The following is a 20,466-nucleotide window of genomic DNA, read 5'->3' as shown; positions in this document are numbered from 1 at the left end:
TACCGCGAAGGTTTTGAAAACCTAAGTTTTGAAAAATCATAGTAAACCGAGATCGCATTTGGTAGCTACTCTTGATTGCAGTGGCATCCAATTTAAAATAAAGTAGAAATCAATAATAGACAGCACAATATATTGGCAGATTGCCTCGTCGTGCACGCCTCGCAAAAAACAAAAAACCTGATGAGATTCCGAAACAAGTTCGGGACTGCTTCGCAAAAAGATATAACGGAAAGCAGGAAGAAACCTTAACAAATAAACAACGGCGATAGGGTACAAATTTTTATTACTTTTGAAAGATGCTAAAGAATAAGAAAACGATTATTGCACTTTCGCTTATCCCGCAATATGCATTGGTTAAGGTTTTGGCACATTACCCTGAGTTTGTAGAGACGTACTACAGTAAGGGTTTGTACCCGATTATTTCGAAAATTTTTAGATATGTTTTGGGTTGGTTACCGTTTTCGTTTGGCGATTTGCTCTACGCTTTGGCACTTATTTATGCCGTTAGGTGGCTGTTTAAAAACAGAAAGCGATTCCTTAAAGATACCAAGCAATGGTTTGTAGATGTGTTTGCAGCGGTATCGCTTATGTATTTTGCGTTTCATTTGTTTTGGGGATTGAATTACCACAGAATGCCCTTGCATGAAAACCTGAATTTAAATCACGATTACACCACCGAGCAATTGGTTTTCGTGACTAAAAAACTCATTGAAAAATCGAACGCTTACCATTTAAAAATTACGCATAACGATACGCTAAAGGTCGACATCCCTTATTCTAAATCTGATATTTTTAAACGCAGCCCAAATGGGTACAACAACTTAAAGCGTGTGTTTCCGCACTTGGAATACCATCCACCAAGTATTAAAAAATCCTTATTTAGTTATCCGTTAACGTATATGGGTTTTAGCGGGTATTTAAATCCGTTAACCAACGAAGCCCAGGTGGACGCCCTTATCCCAGTGTTTAGATTTCCAACCACTACAGCGCACGAAATGGCACATCAATTAGGTTATGCTGCCGAAAATGAAGCTAATTTTATTGGTTTTATGGCAACGATTAATAATGATGACCTATATTTTAAATATTCAGGATATACCTTCGGATTGCGATTTTGCTTGAACGAAATTTATAGACGCGATCCAGATTTATACAAAACCATGGTTGCCGATGTTAATAAAGGTATTTTAAAAAACTATGAGGAAGTTCGCCTGTTTTGGAAAGCCTACAAAAATCCAGCCGAGCCTTTTTTCAAAATCTTTTACAGCAATTTTTTAAAAGCCAACAAACAAGAAAAAGGCATGGAAAGCTACAGTTATGTGGTGGCTTTATTAGTGAATTATCTTGAAAAAGAAGCCTTATAAAAAATGTTAAAAAAACACAAATATGTTAAAAACGTGGGGTTAATTTATATATTTAGAGATTAAACCTTCTAAATAACCAAAATAATGATAAAAAAGCAGTTTTTATTCATGATGCTTTTGTGCAGTTTTTCGTTCTATGCACAAGATTACTTTCCTAAAAACGATGGCGTTAAAGCAAAAAACACAAATTATACGGCTTTCACGAATGCAAAAATATATATTAGTCCGACCCAAATTATAAATCAAGGCACTTTACTTATTCAAAACGGTAAAGTAATAGCGACAGGAACTGCTGTAAACATTCCCAAAAACGCTGTGGTTATAGACGTGTCGGGTAAATATATCTATCCGTCTTTTATAGATATGTATTCGAGTTTTGGTGTTGAAAAACCTAAACGTCGCCCTAACAATTCCAGAACACCGCAATACGATGCGAGCAGAACGGGCTATTATTGGAACGATCACGTGATGCCAGAAAACAAGGCTATAGAGCGTTTTAATTTCGACGCGAAAGCAGCCAAAGACTTACTTAAAGCCGGTTTCGGAACCGTAAACACCCACATTCATGATGGTATTGTAAGAGGCACGGGAACGCTTGTTGCCCTTAATGAAACTGATGGTAATGAGACCAGAATTTTAGACGCTAACTCTGCACAGTATTTTTCTGGTCGAAAAAGTGTAACTTCTAGACAGGTGTATCCAAGCTCTTTAATGGGCAGTCTAGCCTTATTACGACAAATGTATTTAGATGCCAATTGGTATGCCAAAGGCCTAAGTAAAACCAAAGATTTATCGCTAGAAGCGTTAAACCGCAATAAAAATCTAGTTCAAATATTTGAAGCCGGTAGCAGAGCTAATGTTTTAAGAGCCGATAAGGTTGGTGATGCTCATGGTGTGCAATACATAATGCTTGGTGGTGGCGACGAGTACGAGCGTATTAACGATATAAAAGCTACTAATGCCGCATTCATTATTCCTGTAAACTTCCCAGAAGCTTTCGATGTGGAAGACTCGTTCTTAGCCTCTACCCTATCCTTAGGCGATATGAGAGCATGGAACCAAAAACCTGCAAACCCAAAAGTGCTGGCAGAAAACAATATCACTTTTGCCTTGACCACACATGGTTTAAAATCGCCTACCGAGTTTAAAGCACAGCTTTTAAATGCTATAAAGCACGGTCTATCTGAAGAAGACGCCTTGAAAGCCTTAACGACAATTCCTGCACAATTATTAGGAAAGTCTGATGCGATTGGATCCCTTAAAACTGGAAGCCAAGCTAATTTTTTAATTACTTCGGGCCCTATTTTTGATGAAAACACCACGTTGTATGAGAACTGGGTTCAAGGTAATAAAACCATATTAGAAGATATGCACGCCAAAGATGTTACAGGCGATTATACATTTTCTTTATCTGGAGAACCATTTAAAATGAACATTAGCGGGAAACTTAAAAAACTAAAAGCTAGAATTACTGCCAACGACAAAGTACGAGGTTCGAAAATAGCATACAACGATGATTGGATAAGCATTGCTTTTACAACGGCAGACTCTACAAAGCAAGAATACATAAGAATTGCTGCTACTGTAGATGCTAATAAAAACCTAAACGGTAAAGCCATCATGCCAAACGGCAAAACACTTCCATTTTTTGCGAAACCTACTAAAAAAGCCGAAGGAGCTTCTAAAGATGATCCAAAAGAAGATGCTCTTGCAAGCCGAAAAATCTTCGACGTGACGTATCCTAATAATTCTTATGGTTTTTCAACCTTGCCAAAAGCGGAAACCATTTTATTTAAAAATGCCACGGTTTGGACTAGCGAGAACGCGGGCATTTTAAAAAACACCGATGTTTTAATTAAAAACGGAAAGATTGCGAAAATCGGTCAAAACCTATCCGATAGAAGCGCTAAAATTGTTGATGCCACAGGCAAACATTTAACGGCTGGAATTATTGACGAGCATTCGCATATCGCTACCGCTTCAGTCAATGAAGGCGGACAAAATTCTTCTGCCGAAGTTACTATTGAAGACGTTATTGACGAAACAGACGTTAGTATTTACAGAAATCTTGCTGGTGGAGTAACTTCCATTCAAGTTTTACATGGTTCTGCCAACCCGATTGGTGGGCGTTCGGCTATCATAAAATTAAAATGGGGAGAATCGGCCGATAATTTAATTTACAAGGATAGTCCGAAATTCATCAAATTCGCATTAGGTGAAAATGTAAAACAAACACGGGCTCAAACCAATGTACGTTTTCCGCAATCGCGCATGGGTGTCGAGCAAGTTTTTGTAGATTATTTTACCAGAGCACAAGCCTACGATGCTTTAAAGAAAAGTGGGAAACCCTACAGAAAAGATATTGAGCTAGACGTGCTTGCCGAGATTTTAAATAAAGAGCGTTTTATTTCATGCCACTCTTACGTGCAAAGCGAAATTAATATGCTTATGAAAGTTGCCGATAAATTTGGCTTTACCGTGAATACCTTCACACACATTCTTGAAGGCTATAAGCTTGCCGATAAAATGAAAGCTCATGGCGTTGGCGGCTCAACATTTAGCGATTGGTGGGCCTACAAATACGAGGTAAACGATGCCATACCACATAACGCCGCCATAATGCACAATGCAGGTGTAACGGTAGCTATTAATAGTGACGATCCCGAAATGTCTCGCCGTTTAAACCAAGAAGCCGCAAAAACGGTAAAATACGGTGGTGTTAGCGAAGAAGAAGCTTGGAAATTTATAACCATAAATCCTGCTAAATTATTACATATCGACGACCGCGTGGGTAGTATTAAAGTTGGTAAAGATGCCGATGTCGTCCTGTGGTCCGACCATCCATTATCTATATACGCTAAAGCCGAAAAAACACTTATTGAAGGTGCCGTTTATTTTGATTTAGAACAGGATAAAGAAAAGCGTAAAAACATAAAACAAGAAAAAAGCGAACTTATCAATATGATGTTGCAGGTTAAAAACAAAGGCTTAAAAACACAGCCTATTAAAAAGAAAGAAAACGCACATTTTCACTGTGACACGATGGATAACGAACACTAACCGTTTTCAATTTATAGTTTGAGCTTTTTGTCATTATAAAACACAGTTGTTTTACCGAGAAGTATAAGGTAAACAGCTAAAAAAACAATTCCAATGAAAAATTTAAAAATACTAATCTTTCTTGTGGCCTTAATAAGTCAATCCCTAATAATCGCGCAACAAACACCTGCACCAAAACAGACTAAAGACTTTGCAATAGTGGGCGCAACGGCTCATATTGGTAACGGTACGGTTATCGAAAAAAGCCTTATTATTGTTAAAAACGGAAAGCTGCATACCGTAACAGATGTATCAGCCGAAAATTTGGATGTAACGGGAATGCAGGTTATTGATGCCGCTGGGAAACACGTTTATCCGGGGTTTATTATACCGAATTCGACTCTAGGTCTGGTAGAAATTGATGCGGTAAAAGCATCAGACGATGATGCAGAATTAGGATCATGGAATCCGCACATTAGAAGTTTAATTGCATACAATTCAGAATCAAAAGTTGTGGAGTCTATGCGTCCTAACGGTGTCCTTTTAGGACAAATTACACCTCGTGGCGGTAGAATTTCCGGCACCTCATCGGTAGTACAATTTGATGCTTGGAACTGGGAAGATGCCGCTGTAAAAACCGATAATGGTATACATTTAAATTGGCCCAGCAGCTTTACAAGAGGTCGTTGGTGGCTTGGTGAAGACCCAGGGCTTAAACCTAATAAAAACTATTCTAATCAAGTTGCCGAAATCGTAAACTATGTTACAGAAAGTAAGGCCTATAACCAAGGCAATAAAACGATAACGCATTTACCTTTTGAGGCTTTACAAGGCATTTTTGATGGTTCTAAAACCCTATATATTAATGTGGATAACGAAAAAGGAATTATAGATGCTGTAAATTTTTCAAAAGAAAATAAAGTTAAAAACATGGTTATAGTGGGTGGTAGAGAAGCTTATAAAGTGACAGATTTGTTAAAGCAAAACAATATTGCGGTCTTATTAGAACGGGTGCACTCAAGACCAAATAATGAGGATGATGATTACGATTTACCTTTCAAAGCTGCAAAGCTTTTGGTGGATGACGGGATTACTGTGGCACTTCAAGTTGCCGCTGGCGGACGCATGGAACGCATGAATTCCAGAAACCTACCATTTTACGCAGGTACAACAGTGGCGCACGGCTTAACCAAAGCACAGGCCTTAGAGCTTATTACCCTAAACCCCGCCAAAATATTGGGGATAGATACCAATTACGGCAGCTTAGAATCTGGTAAAAGTGCGACACTATTTATTAGTGAAGGTGATGCTTTAGATATGCGAACCAATAATATAACACATGCCTTTATTGATGGTAGAGCTATCAGTCTTGAAACGCACCAAACAACACTTTGGAAGCGCTATTCTGGCAAGTATAACAATTAATAATAAAAAAGGAAGCCACGAGCTTCCTTTTTTATGCTGTACAAAACAATTACTTTTGCCTTTATTGCCTTTATTATGATTAAAGAAATTACCAGTCCCCAAAATACTTTTATAAAACAACTCGTTTTGCTCAAGGAAAAATCGCGCGAACGGAAAAAAACAGGCTTATTCTTAATTGAAGGTCTGCGAGAAATCTCGCTTGCTATTAAAGGGCATTACGAATTGGATACCCTTCTGTTTTACCCAGAATTATTAAGTAAAGAACAACTAAATACCTTAGCAAGCCCACAAACTAAAGTTATTGAAATTTCTAAAGAAGTCTATCAAAAACTAGCATATCGCGACACTACCGAAGGGGTTTTAGCAGTCGCAAAGAATAAAAATCATTCGGTTGCCAATTTAAAGTTTAACTCTGTAAACCCATTAATTTTAGTAGCCGAAGCTCCAGAAAAACCCGGTAATATTGGTGCTATTTTACGAACTGCCGATGCTGCAAATGCAGATGCTGTAATTATTGCGAACCCAAAAACCGATTTATACAATCCGAATATTATTCGCTCTAGTGTGGGTTGCGTATTTACCAATCAAATTGCAACTGGAACGACTTCAGAGATTATTGAATTTTTAAAAGCAAGAGATATCCATATCTATTGCGCAGCCTTACAAGCCTCTGTAACCTACCATACACAAGATTTTACTAAATCTACCGCTATAGTTATGGGAACCGAAGCTTCAGGGTTGAGCCCAGAGTGGCTTGAGAGCGCTACCCAAAACATAATTATCCCGATGCAAGGCGAAATTGATTCTATGAATGTGTCGGTTGCAGCAGGAATTCTTATTTTTGAGGCCAAAAGACAGCGCGGATTTAAGTGATTTAGACGCTAGCCAAAAAAGTATATCGAAGTTGTGTTTAGAATTAAAACCAGAACGAAATAGACTGCTTCGTCGCTAAAAAACACTTCGCAAAGACCGTAAAAAAATAACATGACAGCAAATACTTTATTTTATATCATCATCGCCATAATAGTTATCAATTTTATAGTTGATAAGATTCTCGATGCCTTAAATGCCAAACATTTTAATGACGAACTTCCAGAAAATCTAAAAGATGTTTATGATACTGATGAATATAAGAAATCGCAAAATTACAAGGCGACTAATTATAAATTTGGATTACTGACCTCCTCCTTTTCAATACTTCTAACCTTAGGTTTTTTGATTTTTGATGGCTTTGAATTTGTTGACAATATCGCCAGAAGTTACAGCGACAACGCCATTATTATTGCTTTAATTTTCTTCGGAATTATTATGATTGGCAGCGATATTATCTCCACACCTTTTTCTTATTACAGCACTTTTGTTATTGAAGAAAAATTTGGCTTTAATAAAACCACGATTAAAACATTTTTTCTTGATAAAATAAAAGGCTGGCTCATGATGGCGCTAATTGGTGGTGGTATTTTAGCCTTAATTATTTGGTTTTACGAGTTTACTGGACATCATTTTTGGCTTTACGCTTGGGCATTAGTCACTGTATTTACCGTGTTTATGAATATGTTTTACTCCAAATTAATCGTGCCTCTTTTTAATAAACAAACCCCTTTAGAAGCGGGGACGCTGCGTGAAAAAATTTCGGCTTATGCGAAAACCGTTGGCTTTAAATTGGATAAGATTTTTGTCATTGACGGCTCTAAAAGAAGTACAAAAGCCAATGCTTATTTTTCTGGTTTTGGAAGTGAAAAACGCGTCACACTTTACGATACGTTAATTAACGATCTGGATGATGAGGAAATTGTTGCTGTACTGGCACACGAGGTCGGACATTATAAAAAGAGACATATCATATTCAATTTATTTGCTTCTATTTTATTAACAGGATTAACGCTTTATATTTTATCTTTATTTATTTCGAATCCATTATTATCGCTTGCCTTGGGCGTTGAGATTCCCAGTTTTCATATTGGTTTAATTGCTTTTGGAATGCTCTACTCGCCTATTTCTGAAATTACGGGTTTAATTATGAATGTGTTTTCTAGAAAATTTGAATACCAAGCCGATAATTATGCCAAAAACACCTATAAAGCTGAGCCATTAATTACATCGCTTAAAAAATTATCCAAAAACAGTTTAAGTAATTTAACACCACATCCAGCCTATGTTTTTATGCATTATTCGCATCCTACGCTGTTGGAGCGGATTGAGAATTTAAGAGGATGATTTAGTTTGTTTTCATTTCGACGCTAGGGGAAATACCATAATACAAAGAAGAAAAGCAATTGATTTTGGGGTATCTCAATCGTGACTCATTTCGATATGTCAAGTTTAAAACGAAAAGATAGCTTCGTCATGCTTCCTCGCAATGACGGACTATTACTGTGTGCCGTTGTTCAAAGGAACGTGTCAATCAAAGCACAGTTTATTCAGAGCGCAGCGAAGAATCTAATAACCTGTAAATTAAGTGTAAAACTTATTGAAAAAGATTCTTCAGTCGTGCCTCCTTCTGAATGACAGTTGTATTGACATTAAGAGCGACGTGAAGAACCTATTATTCATTTTAAAACGTCATGTCATTCAGAGCATTCCGAATATATTCGGAGTCGAAGAATCTCATGATTTTATCGGTCCTTTTAATTGAAAGATGGCGCCGTCATACTTCCTCGCAATGACGGACTATTACTGTGTGCTGTTGTTCAAAGGAACGTGTCAATCAAAGCACAGTTCATTCAGAGCGAAGCGAAGAACCTATTATTCATTTTAAAACGTCATGTCATTCAGAGCATTCCGAATATATTCGGAGTCGAAGAATCTCATGATTTTATCTGTCCTTTTAATTGAAAGATGGCGCCGTCATACTTCCTCGCCATGACGGACTATTACTGTGTGCTGTTGTTCAAAGGAACGTGTCAATCAAAGCACAGTTCATTCAGAGCGAAGCGAAGAATCTTACGTTCTATTTACTTAGTGTGACCACTTAAAAGATTCTTCAGTCGTGCCTCCTTCTGAATGACAGTTGTATTGACATTAAGAGCGCAGCGAAGAACCTATTATTCATTTTAAAACGTCATGTCATTCAGAGCATTCCGAATATATTCGGAGTCTAAGAATCTCATGATTTTATCTGTCCTTTTAATTGAAAGATGGCGCCGTCATGCTTCCTTGCAATGACGGACTATTACTGTGTGCTGTTGTCCAAAGGAACGTGTCAATCAAAGCACAGTTCATTCAAAGCGAAGCGAAGAACCTATTATTCATTCAAAACGTAATGTCATTCAGAGCGAAGCGAAGAATCTATAACATAATCGCAAAACCTATTAAAAGATTCTTCAGTCGTGCCTCCTTCTGAATGACAGTCGTATTGACATTCAGAGCAAAGCGAAGAATCTCATGATTTTATCTGTCCTTTTAATTGAAAGATGGCGCCGTCATACTTCCTCGCAATGACGGACTATTACTGTGTGCTGTTGTTCAAAGGAACGTGTCAATCAAAGCACAGTTCATTCAGAGCGAAGCGAAGAATCTTACGTTCTATTTACTTAGTGTGACCACTTAAAAGATTCTTCAGTCGTGCCTCCTTCTGAATGACAGTTGCATTGTAATTCAAAGCGAAGTGAAGAACCTATTATTCATTTAAAACGTCATGTCATTCAGAGCATTCCGAATATATTCGGAGTCGAAGAATCTCATGATTTTATCGGTCCTTTTAATTGAAAGATGGCGCCGTCATGCTTCCTCGCCATGACGGACTATTACTGTGTGCTGTCGTTCAAAGGAACGTGTCAATCAAAGCACAGTTCATTCAGAGCGCAGCGAAGAATCTTACGTTCTATTTACTTAGTGTGCCCACTTAAAAGATTCTTCAGTCGTGCCTCCTTCTGAATGACAGTCGTATTGACATTCAGAGCGCAGCGAAGAATCTATTATTTATTTTAAAACGTCATGTCATTCAGAGCATTCCGAATATATTCGGAGTCGAAGAATCTCTTGTTTTATTAACTTATTTAGAACTATTGAAAAAGATTCTTCAGTCGTGCCTCCTTCTGAACAAAACACTCTTCAAAAACAAGCAAATCAATACGTTAACGTTAGAACGGCATGTTTGAGCTCCCGACGCAGGAGGAGCGAGTAGTGAAATATTTATATTCACGATTTCAAAAAATTTAAATAAAAACCATTGAGTAAAGCGTGTTAAAACGCCCAAATAAAACATTTTATTTATTTAATTTTTGAGATAGTTGCCTTTGCTGGAATGAGAAACCGATAATTTATTTATATTTGCAGCTTGAAACCCAGCATTATGGGTTTAAATTCCTCAGAGTGAGGATGTGTTACTAGAGGTTTAAGGTTAAGTATGTCGATTCGCTTCTTTATGTAACACCGCATAACTTAATCGAATACTTACATATAGAATGAGCACATTCCAAGAATTAGGTCTTAACGACCATTTATTACAAGCCATTACAGATTTAGGTTTTACGAAACCGAGTGAAGTACAAGAAAAAGCCATCCCAATTTTATTAGAATCGGAAACCGATTTAGTAGCATTAGCCCAAACAGGAACCGGTAAAACAGCTGCTTTCGGATTTCCAATGCTAGAGAAAATAGATGTGGATAGTCGAACCACCCAAGGTTTAATTTTAAGTCCGACACGCGAACTTTGTTTACAAATTACCAACGAAATGAAAAATTACGGTAAATACTGTAAAGGTTTAAACGTCGTGGCCATTTATGGTGGTTCTAGCATTACAGACCAAGCACGCGAGGTAAAACGTGGCGCCCAAATTATTGTGGCGACTCCTGGCCGTATGAAAGACATGATTAGCAGACGTTTGGTTGATATCAGCAAAATTGAATATGCGGTATTAGACGAGGCCGACGAGATGTTAAACATGGGCTTTAAAGAAGATATTACCGATATTTTATCGCACACGCCAGAGGACAAAAGCACATGGTTATTCTCTGCAACAATGCCAAAAGAAGTGGCTACGATTTCTAAAAAATTCATGAAAAATCCTCAGGAAATTACTGTTGGAAATAAAAATGAAAGTACTAGCCAAGTGACTCACGAATACTATCTGGTGAATGCTAGAGATAGATATCAAGCGTTAAAGCGCTTATCGGATGCTAATCCAGATATTTTTTCTGTGGTATTTTGTCGTACCAAACGTGACACCCAAAAGGTGGCAGAACAACTTATTGAAGACGGTTATAATGCTGGCGCATTGCATGGTGATTTAAGCCAGAATCAGCGTGATTTGGTAATGAAATCGTTTAGAAACAAACAAATTCAAACCCTAGTGGCAACCGATGTTGCGGCGCGTGGTATTGATGTCGATAATATTACACACGTAATACATTACCAATTGCCCGACGAGCCCGAAGTCTATACTCACCGCTCAGGTAGAACAGGTCGTGCCGGAAGAACGGGTGTCTCCATGGCGATAGTTTCTAAAAGTGAAGTGCGTAAAATTAAAAGTATTGAACGCGTAATAAAAAAGAAATTCGAGAAAAAAGAAATTCCAGATGGCGCAGATATTTGTGAAATACAACTCATGTCGCTCGCTAATAAAATTCATAATACAGAAATAAATCCTGAAATTAATAAACACTTAGACAGTATTAACGAATTATTTGCTGATACAGACAAAGACGAGTTAATTAAAAAATTCTTTTCAGTAGAATTTACGCGCTTTTATAATTACTATAATAAATCTAAAAACTTAAACATAGCCGAAAGCTCTTTTGATAGAGATGGTGGTAGAGATTTTGGTGGAAAATCTAATTCTACACGTTACTTTATAAACGTAGGTGCTAAAGATGGTTTCGATTGGATGAAGCTTAAAGATTTCTTAAAAGAAGTTTTAGAACTGGGTAGAGACGATGTGTTTAAAGTTGAAGTAAAAGATAGCTTCTCCTTTTTTAATACTGAAAATGAATTAAAAGATAAGGTACTTGCTTTCTTTACAGATTATAAACACGATGGTCGTTTTGTAAATGTAGAAGTATCTGAAAACCGTGGAGGCGGAAGACGACGCGATTTTAAACGCAGCGGCGGAAAAGGTAATGATCGACGCAGTAGCGGAAGACGTGATGACAAACGAACAAACTCAGGAAGCCGAAGCGACAGACGCAGTGGGAGCTCATCTTATGCTAAACCAAGACGCTCAGACTCTGGTTCTGGACCCTCTGTACCACGACGTTCAAGACGCTAATACAACAGCAATATTGACAAAATAAATAGTATTAAAATAACCAAAAAAGTTTTGATTTTTAGTTTTCTTGAAAATCAAAACTTTTTTTTGTTAATTTTAAGTCAAATTGAAAAATTAAGGCGCATTATTACTAATTAGTTTAGTACATTTACATTAAAACCAATCTAGTAATTTCTAGGATAAAAACAGGTATTAACACCATTAATTCTTTAATGACACACTAGATTGTTGATGGTTGAACATTTAACCATGAAAAAGCTATGAAATTTATGCAGATGAAAAACTATTTAACGCTATTTATTTTTATACTAACCACATCACTTTGTTTTGCTCAAGACGTAGCCAAAGCGACAGGTATCGTTGTTAATTCTGCCGATAATACACCCCTTGAAAGTGTAAATATTGTAAACCTTAATCAGGTTATTGGTACAACAACTAATAGCAATGGTGAGTTTAAAATATCTGCTAAGGTAAATGACACACTACATTTCTCCTATTTGGGTTTTAAATCTATTAAGGTCCGTGTTACGAACGACTGGTTGAAATTTGGTAATTCTAAGATTGAGCTTACAGAATTAGCATTAGCACTGGAAGAAGTCGTGATTAATCAGTTAAAACTAACAGGGTTTTTAGAGGTTGACGTGTTGCAAGTACCTGAGATAAACAGTAATTTTAGATATAGCATATCTGGCTTACCAAGCACTGGATATGAAGCTGGAAGGCAAACAGCCGTAACTAAAATATTAGGCTCTATTTTTAATCCAGCAGATTTTCTTTACCGCATGTTTGGAGAGAAACCCAATGAATTGCGTAAACTGAGAAAAATGAAAGAAGATGATGAGATTAGAAATATCTTGGCCTCTCGTTTTGACAGGGAAATGCTCACCGTTTTATTACAGGTTGATCGTGTAGATTTAGATGAAATTGTTAGACAGTGCAACTACTCCAAAGAATTTATTCAAACAGCCAACGACTTACAAGTACTTGATGCGATTAGTGAATGCTACGAAGAATATAAACTTTTAAGCCGGAACAGAAATTAGCTCTAAAAATAGATTCAAAAATATTAAAAGAAGAAAATCAGTTTTCTTCTTTTTTTTGTGCTAATAAATACATTGGAATAAAAAACTAAATCTTGTTGTAAAATAGCATTTTTGATACCAATTTAATTTTAAAATGTCCGATGGTGAATTTACATTATTTTTCGTTCAGATGAAATAGAAATCGCAGATTCACAAACTCGTTATTTTACTATAATATGGGCGTGAGCTAAAATCAAAGCCTAGCCAAAGTTATGGTTTTATTTGATACCGAAATATGGGCGAAAAAGAACTGAGAAGCACATCATGAACACCTATTTATAAAATAAAAAAATGTGAGTAAACGAATTACAGGCGACATGACATGGTTAATTTGGTATAAGCCCCTTAGCACATTTAACAAAAAGATAATAGCACTACATTAAAAATTAGAATAGATCTAAAACGCGCTCTAAAGCCATGCCTCGGGACCCCTTAATTAACAAACTTAGGTTTTCTAACTGTGAAAAATCGAACCCTTTTTTAAATTCTTCGAAAGACTGGTATTGTTTTATTTTTTTTGATTTAGCCTCAGATTGATAGAAGTTTTCTCCTATAGAAACCACTGCATCAACATTTAAATCACGTGCTAAATTCAGAATGTTTTGATGTTCTTCTTTAGCCGCTTTACCGAGCTCGAACATATCACCTAGAATAGCCATTTTACGCCCCGTTTGTTTATTAAAATTAAGCAAAGCAGCGGTCATACTAGTAGGGTTAGCATTATAAGCATCCAATATAATTTTGGTCGTACCTCTGGTAATAATTTGGGATCTATTATTTGTAGGTCTGTAATTTTCGATTGCCTTTTTAATAGCGGTTGGCTCAACTTTAAAATAATCACCGATAGCAATCGCTGCAGCAATATTATTAAAATTATAATCTCCTACAAGCTTACTGTTAATAACCAGATCTTTATATTCACAGCTTACAAAAGGACTGGCATCAATAAAAGAAACTTTAATGTTTGTATTAGCTTTATCTCCAAATATTATACGATTTGACCCTGATGTTTTTTCCGTTTGAATGGAATCATTGCCATTAACAAAAATGGTTTTATGATGAGCCATTAAATAATCATACATTTCACTTTTACCCTTAATTACGCCGTCGACGCCACCAAAACCTTCTAAATGTGCTTTACCAAAATTAGTTATATAACCATAGTCTGGTTGCGCAAGAGCACACAAAAAAGCAATTTCGTTTAAGTGGTTGGCTCCCATCTCTACAATACCAATTTCTGTCTTACTGTCCATAGAAAGTAATGTTAAAGGCACCCCTATATGATTGTTTAAGTTACCAAAAGTGGCCTTAGTTTTATACCGTTCTAAAAGCACAGCATGTATTAACTCTTTAGTTGTTGTTTTACCATTGCTACCTGTCAAGGCTACAATAGGAAGGTTTAAATAGCTGCGGTGATATGAGGCGAGTTCTTGAAGCGTTTCTAGAACATTATTTACAACGATACAACTGGGTGAACTCTTGTATTTTTCTTCATCAATAACTACATATTTAGCGCCTTTACTCAAAGCGTTTTCTGCGTAAATATTGCCATTAAAATTTTCGCCTTTAAGTGCAAAATAAATATCATCCTTTTTTATGGTTCTGGTATCTGTACATACTGCATGGCAGGACAAAAATAAACGGTGTAGGTCTTGAATTTTCAATTGTAATAGTTTAACGTTAAGAATCTCATAAAAACTGGCGTCACAAATTTAATAGAAATACAAGCAAAACCATTTAGTTTTAAAAAATAAAAATCATTAATGTCCGACAAAAGACATAAGACCGCTTCGCTAATAGACATAAGAACCACGACTTGATTCTAACTAACTGATAAACAGAAGTGCTTTAATTAACAAAATAGCTCCTTTAAATCTTAATAATTATTTCAAATAAGCAAGGTGACATTTTAAAAAATGTACAAAGTTCTTTATTTTAAAAGGATTGACAGCATTATAATATTTTTAATGGCACACTAGTGAATAAAAATAAAAAAGCCCTAACATACGCTAGGGCTTCCATGGAATAATCTATGCTTTTTTTATCCTCTTACCTTTTTTTTGTTTTTGCTTTTGGTGCCTACACGAGACATCGCACATCTAAATCCTATGTAATCGGTTGCCATATCCTCTGGAAAATAACGTCGCTGCGCAGGGTCTAACCAATAAACTCTATCTTTCCATGATCCTCCTTTATACACCCGAACATTGTCGTTAATTAAAGAGGTACGATTACTGTTTCTATCATACTCCCTTACAATATTCCCCAGAGAATCTCTAGAAACAGAATGTTTTGGAGAGTTATACATTTTGCCGGTATTAGAACTTGGCTCAGCGGTATCAAATTCGTCGTCATTAAAGCTTTCAAAATATCGCGAAGAGCGCTTATCGCCATCTCTAAAGTTTCTAGCGTCACTTCTGTCGAAATTCGTTCTCAAGTAGGTTTCGTTTTCATCTACTGGCACCTGTAATATTTGCCCAGGTAAATTTCTTGCAACTAATTTTCCAGTAGACAAAGTGTCGTAAACAATATTATCTGGTGTCACCACTTTAACCGTGCCATCATCGTTAATAGCGTTTTTGGTATAAATATTTCCACGAAAGTAATTAAAATCGTTATACTCGTCGTCTATAATCGGTCTGTAAACATCGGCTACCCATTCTGCAACATTTCCTGCCATATCGTATAATCCAAAATCGTTTGGAGGATAAGATTTCACAGCGTTTGTAATATCGGCACCATCATCAGACCATCCAGCAATTCCACCATAATCTCCCTTACCTTGCTTGAAATTGGCCAATTGGTCACCTCGAGTTTTTCGTTTTTCTGAACGTGTGTATTGCCCGTCCCATGGGTATTTTTTTCGTCCTCTTTGCAAGTTAAAATCTCTTAACTCACTCAATCCAAGTGCTGCATATTCCCATTCCGTTTCAGTTGGAAGTCTATATTTTACTGGTATTATTCCAGATTCTATTTTTGCATAAACATTTACAGGATTGCCATCGGCATCGGTTTGCACATTTCTACCCCTTCCTTTCTCAGGATTTATAACCTCTTCGTTACCACCGTAAGTAAGTGTTGGCGCGTTAATATAAGTGTGGGTACTAAAAGTAGCATCGGCACTCACATCGTTTAAATGCGAACCTTTTTTTAGGTAACCTGCATCTTGTAGGGCTTTTTCTCCAACACGATCGGATCTCCAATTAGCAAACTCTACAGCTTGAATCCAACTTACACCAACCACAGGATACTCAGCATAACCTGGATGACGCAAATAGTTTTCGGTTAAAATTTCATTATAACCTAAACGGTTTCTCCAAACTAAAGTATCTGGTAAGGCACCGTGATAAATCGCTCTAAAATTGTCGTTTGATGGTGGATAAACACGTTTAATCCAATCCAAATATTCCAGATACATCACATTGGTAACCTCGGTCTCATCCATGTAAAAAGATTGAACATGCTGCTGCGACGGCGTATTATTCCAATCGTGCATAACATCATCCTGAACTTTTCCTTTAGTGAATGTACCACCTTCGATAAAAACCAAACCTGGACCAGTTTCTTGTTCTTTAAAACTAGTATTGTATTGAAAACCTCCTTGCCTGTCGTTAATCTGCCATCCTGTGGCTCTAGAGCTGTTCTTCGAGCTGGAAGATTTATTACAACCCATAACGGTTAAAAATAGCATTAAAACTACCATAACCCTTAGTGCTAAAATTTTTTTCATAGTTATTCGTTTACGTAAGCTGATAATAATTTGGTGATGCAATATAATGATTTAACCGAATATGACAACTAGTTTTTTACATTTTAACCAAAAAAACATGTATTTCGTCTTGTTTTTTAAGCATTACAACGATAATTTAACCGTTTCATTAAGACCATACGGTTGTTTATAAACGTGTTTTTTACAAATTTATTACTATTTTTATGGAAACAGGATAAAAATTTAGCCGTCTTACAAACTACTCCATAAGTTTAGTTTTAAAGCCAATGTTTATATAGCGCTAAACCTAAAAATTAGTTTCAATCGACAACTTTGTTGTGAGATAAACATGATTGAATCTAAAAATTTACCATTATAAAGGCCACAGACCACTTTTAGGAAATGAATACAAATCATAAACTCAAGTCACTCAAGAATTTTAGAATGAATACGAACAATACGGTATTGCAATAGACAACTTTTATAAACGTTAGTATAACAATGAACTGTTTTAAAAGAACACGAAAGCACCTATTGCGCTATCGACAAAACCAAATAGAAACGAACAATGAAGTCGTCAAAAAAAAGTGTCTTACCACTAATTATTACAACTTATTGAAGCTGAATATCTCCACAGAAGACCTTAACAACTTTTAAAGTTTACTAAAAAGTCTTAAAATAAAAATTATATTTGTTGAAACAATATGGCTCATGAAGAATAAAATATTGCTATTATTATTATTTGTTATCCTACTAAAAACAAATGCTCAAGAAGCCATCGTTTTCGATAATCAAGAGCGAAGAGTCATCACCACAGGTGTGCCTTTTGTATTAATTGCACCCGATGCGAGAGCTGCCTCGATGGGCGATATGGGCGTTGCAACCTCGGCAGATGCGTTTTCCCAGCAATGGAATTCTGCAAAATATGCTTTCTCTAGCACGAAATCGGGAGTAGCCGTGAGTTACACTCCATATCTAAACAAATTGGTGAATGATGTATTTTTAGGCAATGTTACTTATTTTAATCGTTTGGACGAACGTAGCGCATTTGCGGCAAGCTTTAAGTACTTTTCCTTAGGTGATATAGAATTTGTGCAAGATGAATTTTCACAATCCCTAATTCAAAGACCAAATGAATTAACTATTGATGCCTCGTACGCCTTGCGTTTAAGCGATAAGTTTGCCCTATCTGTAGCGATGCGCTATTTACGCTCCGATCTAAAACTTGACACAGGCAGCAATGACACCGCGGCAGCAAGCACCTTTGGTGTAGATGTTTCAGGTTTTTATCAGAGCAACATAAAAACCTACAACAATTTTGATGGCCGCTGGAGAGCAGGTTTTGCTTTACAAAATATGGGACCTAAATTTTCTTATGACGAGGGTGGACAAGACAATTTTCAACCCACATTGCTGCGCTTAGGAGGCGGGTTCGACTTTATATTTAACCCCAAAAATAAATTGGCAGTAACAGCAGAAATTGGAAAATTATTAGTGCCCACACCGCCTATTTATGGCTTTGTAGATCTCAATAACAACCAAATCCAAGATGGTAACGAATCCACTATAATTGTTAAAGGCAAAGACCCCGATGTAAACTTTTTATCTGGTATGTTTCAGTCTTTTACAGATGCTCCTGATGGGTTTAGTGAAGAGCTTAAAGAATTTACTTGGGCCTTAGGTGCCGAGTATGTTTATCAAGACGCTTTCGCTTTTAGAGGGGGGTATTTTAACGAAAATGAAGATAAAGGTGCTCGAAAATTTTTAGCTCTAGGTGCTGGATTTAAGTACGAAGCTATGACTATAGATTTTTCTTACTTATTTTCCACTTCAAAAGTGCAAAGCCCCTTAGAAAACACCTTGCGCTTTTCGCTAACTTTTAATATCGGTACTGGCACTTACAGTAATTTCTAAAAAAACATTAACAACACTCTAATTCAAAGTGACGATCTAATAGCTATCGTTTTTGCTTATATTGGTTCGCAATAACATAATTTATGAAAGAAATAAAAATTGAAACTACACTTCAAGTTTTCGACGATTTAAGTGAACTACCCAAAGAAGTTGAAAACTTAATGCGTAAAGCCAAAAAAGCTCGAGAAAAAGCTTATGCCCCTTACTCTAACTTTTATGTAGGTGTCGCCATACGTTTAGATAACCAAGAAATAATTACAGGTAGCAACCAAGAAAACGCTTCTTATCCCTCTGGCTTATGCGCCGAACGCACAGCTATTTATTACGCCGGGGCAAAATATCCTGAAAATAAAATGCTAACCATGGCCATTATTGCTGGTTCTAAAACAAATAAAACCTCAAGCCCTATTCCCCCTTGCGGCGCATGCCGTCAGGCCATAGCAGAATACGAAGTTAAACAAAACAGCCCAATAGAAATTTATTTTATGGGAGAGACCGGTAAAATTGCTAAATCTGATTCTCTAGCCAATTTGTTACCCTTAGTATTCGATAAATCTGCGCTGTAATAATTTCACTTAAAATTTAGTATTTTCGGTTTTTTCGTTAGTGACTAATGTGTTACTTTTGTTATTCGCTTATCTCAATTGTTAATTGAGTTCCAATAATATAAGCTCAAGACCTATCATCTTGTACCCTATTTGTAGATATAAATTATAAACTAAATGCAAAAAATAACCAAAGAAGTCTACCTTAAATGGTATGAAGACATGTTGTTCTGGAGAAAATTTGAAGACAAATTAGCCGAAGTATATATTCAACAGAAAGTTAGAGGTTTTCTTCATTTGTACAATGGCCAAGAAGCTGTTCTGGCAGGTGCCTTACACGCCATGGATTTAACTAAAGATAAAATGATTACCGCTTATCGTAATCACGTTCAACCCATAGGAATGGGCGCAGACCCTAAACGTGTTATGGCAGAACTATACGGAAAAGCAACCGGAACCTCGAAAGGGATGGGAGGTTCGATGCACATATTCTCTAAAGAACATCGATTTTACGGTGGGCATGGTATTGTTGGTGGACAAATCCCTCTGGGCGCTGGTATAGCCTTTGGCGACAAATATCATGATAGAGATGCTGTGACCATTTGTTGTTTTGGCGATGGTGCTGCACGACAAGGCTCGTTACACGAAACCTTTAATTTAGCAATGCTCTGGAAACTTCCTGTAGTTTTTGTTTGTGAGAACAACGGTTATGCCATGGGAACCTCTGTAGAACGAACCGCGAACCATCCAGATATCTGGAAGCTAGGTAAAGGTTACGAAATGCCTTGCGGCCCAGTAGATGGCATGAACCCTGTTAAGGTTGCAGAAGCTTTCGACGAGGCGATTAAACGTGCCAGACGAGGCGATGGCCCAACTTTTCTAGAACTCAAAACTTACCGCTATAGAGGGCACTCTATGAGTGATGCGCAGCATTACCGAACTAAAGACGAAGTTGCAGAGTACAAAAAAATAGATCCAATTACACAGGTTAAAACCGTAATTCTCGAAAAGAAATACGCCACAGAGGAGGACTTAAAAGTAATCGATAAACGCGTCAAAGATCTCGTAACGGCCTGCGAAAAATTTGCCGACGAATCACCATACCCTGAGACACAACAACTTTACGATGTGGTTTACGAACAAGAAGATTATCCATTTATAAAACACAAATTATAAACT

At 36.8% G+C, this 20,466-nt stretch carries 12 protein-coding genes; 10 read left to right on the top strand and 2 right to left on the bottom strand.

What is annotated here, in order from left to right; all coding sequences use genetic code 11:
* Positions 1–296: 296 nt before the first annotated feature.
* The 7 genes from FEZ18_RS08885 (at position 297) to FEZ18_RS08855 (ending at position 13,080) form a co-directional block, all read left to right on the top strand.
* On the top strand, positions 297–1,364 hold the full coding sequence (locus FEZ18_RS08885; protein ID WP_153267979.1) for a DUF3810 domain-containing protein: 1,068 nt from the start codon (positions 297–299) through the stop codon (positions 1,362–1,364).
* 84 nt (positions 1,365–1,448) lie between these two features.
* A complete protein-coding gene (locus FEZ18_RS08880; RefSeq protein WP_153267978.1) occupies positions 1,449–4,424 on the top strand; it encodes an amidohydrolase family protein in 2,976 nt (991 codons plus the stop codon).
* A gap of 93 nt (positions 4,425–4,517) precedes the next feature.
* Positions 4,518–5,828: an amidohydrolase family protein gene (locus FEZ18_RS08875; protein WP_153267977.1), complete on the top strand. Its 1,311-nt coding sequence runs from the start codon at positions 4,518–4,520 to the stop codon at positions 5,826–5,828.
* A gap of 78 nt (positions 5,829–5,906) precedes the next feature.
* The gene (locus FEZ18_RS08870) at positions 5,907–6,701 is read left to right on the top strand and encodes a TrmH family RNA methyltransferase (RefSeq protein WP_153269089.1); all 795 of its coding nucleotides are present in this window, start codon (positions 5,907–5,909) and stop codon (positions 6,699–6,701) included.
* Positions 6,702–6,812: 111 nt separating this feature from the next.
* Positions 6,813–8,045 carry a M48 family metallopeptidase gene (locus tag FEZ18_RS08865; RefSeq protein ID WP_153267976.1) on the top strand — a complete coding sequence of 411 codons (1,233 nt, stop codon included), beginning with the start codon at positions 6,813–6,815 and terminating at the stop codon, positions 8,043–8,045.
* 2,189 nt (positions 8,046–10,234) lie between these two features.
* A complete protein-coding gene (locus FEZ18_RS08860; RefSeq protein ID WP_153267975.1) occupies positions 10,235–12,037 on the top strand; it encodes a DEAD/DEAH box helicase in 1,803 nt (600 codons plus the stop codon).
* 275 nt (positions 12,038–12,312) lie between these two features.
* Entirely contained in the window at positions 12,313–13,080 is a 768-nt protein-coding gene (locus FEZ18_RS08855) for a carboxypeptidase-like regulatory domain-containing protein (RefSeq protein ID WP_153267974.1), read from the top strand.
* A gap of 425 nt (positions 13,081–13,505) precedes the next feature.
* Here the strand turns inward: FEZ18_RS08855 and FEZ18_RS08850 are convergent, their stop codons facing one another.
* Together FEZ18_RS08850 and gldJ are read right to left on the bottom strand one after the other, a co-directional pair.
* Positions 13,506–14,783 (bottom strand): UDP-N-acetylmuramoyl-tripeptide--D-alanyl-D-alanine ligase, encoded by a 1,278-nt coding sequence (locus tag FEZ18_RS08850; RefSeq protein WP_153267973.1) that lies wholly within the window; start codon positions 14,781–14,783, stop codon positions 13,506–13,508.
* Between the two features lie 377 nt (positions 14,784–15,160).
* A complete protein-coding gene (gene gldJ, locus FEZ18_RS08845; RefSeq protein WP_153267972.1) occupies positions 15,161–16,849 on the bottom strand; it encodes a gliding motility lipoprotein GldJ in 1,689 nt (562 codons plus the stop codon).
* 690 nt (positions 16,850–17,539) lie between these two features.
* On the opposite strand from gldJ, the gene porV reads away from it, so the two are divergent.
* The 3 genes from porV (at position 17,540) to pdhA (ending at position 20,463) form a co-directional block, all read left to right on the top strand.
* Entirely contained in the window at positions 17,540–18,742 is a 1,203-nt protein-coding gene (gene porV, locus FEZ18_RS08840; RefSeq protein ID WP_153267971.1) for a type IX secretion system outer membrane channel protein PorV, read from the top strand.
* 83 nt (positions 18,743–18,825) lie between these two features.
* Positions 18,826–19,308, top strand: a complete 483-nt coding sequence (cdd, locus tag FEZ18_RS08835) for a cytidine deaminase (protein WP_153267970.1) — start codon at positions 18,826–18,828, stop codon at positions 19,306–19,308.
* Positions 19,309–19,464: 156 nt separating this feature from the next.
* Positions 19,465–20,463, top strand: coding sequence for a pyruvate dehydrogenase (acetyl-transferring) E1 component subunit alpha (gene pdhA / locus FEZ18_RS08830; RefSeq protein WP_153267969.1), 999 nt, complete (start codon positions 19,465–19,467; stop codon positions 20,461–20,463).
* Positions 20,464–20,466: the final 3 nt, after the last annotated feature.

Source organism: Oceanihabitans sp. IOP_32 (assembly GCF_009498295.1).
Lineage (GTDB): Bacteria > Bacteroidota > Bacteroidia > Flavobacteriales > Flavobacteriaceae > Wocania > Wocania indica.
Note: the sequence above shows the minus strand (reverse complement) of the source record. Positions and strands in the feature narration are given on the sequence as shown.

Bases quoted from the DNA above. Each gene is read 5' to 3' on its own strand.
- FEZ18_RS08885 (WP_153267979.1), top strand. From the start codon at position 297: ATGCTAAAGAATAAGAAAACGATTATTGCACTTTCGCTTATCCCGCAA.
- FEZ18_RS08880 (WP_153267978.1), top strand. From the start codon at position 1,449: ATGATAAAAAAGCAGTTTTTATTCATGATGCTTTTGTGCAGTTTTTCG.
- FEZ18_RS08875 (WP_153267977.1), top strand. From the start codon at position 4,518: ATGAAAAATTTAAAAATACTAATCTTTCTTGTGGCCTTAATAAGTCAA.
- FEZ18_RS08865 (WP_153267976.1), top strand. From the start codon at position 6,813: ATGACAGCAAATACTTTATTTTATATCATCATCGCCATAATAGTTATC.
- FEZ18_RS08860 (WP_153267975.1), top strand. From the start codon at position 10,235: ATGAGCACATTCCAAGAATTAGGTCTTAACGACCATTTATTACAAGCC.
- FEZ18_RS08855 (WP_153267974.1), top strand. From the start codon at position 12,313: ATGAAAAACTATTTAACGCTATTTATTTTTATACTAACCACATCACTT.
- gldJ (WP_153267972.1), bottom strand. From the start codon at position 16,849: ATGAAAAAAATTTTAGCACTAAGGGTTATGGTAGTTTTAATGCTATTT.
- porV (WP_153267971.1), top strand. From the start codon at position 17,540: ATGAAGAATAAAATATTGCTATTATTATTATTTGTTATCCTACTAAAA.
- cdd (WP_153267970.1), top strand. From the start codon at position 18,826: ATGAAAGAAATAAAAATTGAAACTACACTTCAAGTTTTCGACGATTTA.
- pdhA (WP_153267969.1), top strand. From the start codon at position 19,465: ATGCAAAAAATAACCAAAGAAGTCTACCTTAAATGGTATGAAGACATG.